This is a genomic window from Methylobacterium sp. J-077, from assembly GCF_022829365.1.
Classification (GTDB): Bacteria; Pseudomonadota; Alphaproteobacteria; order Rhizobiales; family Beijerinckiaceae; genus Methylobacterium.
Window position 1 is genome coordinate 1 of sequence record NZ_JAKSYJ010000182.1, and the last position, 1,091, is coordinate 1,091.

Below are 1,091 nucleotides of genomic sequence, written 5' to 3' on the forward strand. Positions count from 1 at the left end.
TTCTCGGCGACGCTGTCGGTCGAAGACCCGGTCTACCGCCGCACGCCGGTCTTCGCGCCCTACGCGACCACGGCCACGACCCCGGTTGGCCCCGTCTTCGTCGGCTATGCCGACGGCCTGCCGTCCCGCTACGGCACCATCGACAGCATCCAGCGCTCGCGGCTGCCCGACTTCGTCGGCGCCCTGCGCGTCGAGCAGGATTGGGGCTCCGCGCAACTCTCGGCCGCCACGCACGAGATCAATGTCGGCAACCTGAGTACCGCCCCGGCCGACGGCACTGGTGGTGTGATCACCGGTGTTGCGCATACCGGTTCGGTCCAGGGCTGGGCGGTGCAGGGCGGCGTGAAGGTGAACACGCCGTTCATCGCCCCGGGCGATGCCCTCTATTTGCAGGGCGCCTACGGCGACGGAACGCAGAACTATGTCGGCTATTGCATGATTGCCGGCTGCTATGCGCAGGCCAATACCGGTTTTGGTGGTCAGAAATTCGCGCAGTCCTTTGCCGATGCGTCGATCAACCCGTTTACCGGCCAGTTGCAGACCTCAACCAGTTTCTCGGCGGTCGCCTCGTTCCTGCATTACTGGTCGCCGGAATGGCGCTCCGCCATCTTCGGCTCCTACGGCGAGCAGGATTTCTCGGCCGGCGCCCGTCTGGCGCAGGGCGCGGCCTACAGCCTCGTGAGCCCGAACGGCGCCGTCGCGTTCGGCGCCAACGCCGTCGGCGTGCCGGGGACCCGGTTCTACCAGTTGAGCCAGGCCCTGCGCGACAGCTACCAGTACGTGGTCGGGGCGAGCTTGATCTGGTCGCCGGTGAGAGATCTCGATATCGGCGTCGAGGGCTTCTACACTCAGGTCGGCGTGAAGAGCGGACGGGTCATCGACTCGGACAAGAGCCCGACGGCCTACGCCAACGTCGCCGGCATCAACGCCGGCACCTTCGTGCCGCGCACCGCGACGCAGGACTCGGTCTCGCAGATCCGCCTCCGCGTCCAGCGGGACTTCTGATCCGACACATCGGTACCGGGGCTTCGGTCCCGGTCCCGTGCGATGCGACGTTTGAGGCCCGGCTCCGCGCCGGGCCACTTTGTGTT

The 1,091-nt window shown here is 67.2% G+C and carries 1 protein-coding gene; it reads left to right on the plus strand.

Going from position 1 to position 1,091, the window contains the following annotated elements; translation table 11 throughout:
* A partial coding sequence (locus MKL11_RS22170) for a porin (protein WP_243947357.1) occupies positions 1–1,005 on the plus strand: 1,005 nt, incomplete at its 5' end.
* Between the last annotated feature and the right edge of the window lie 86 nt (positions 1,006–1,091).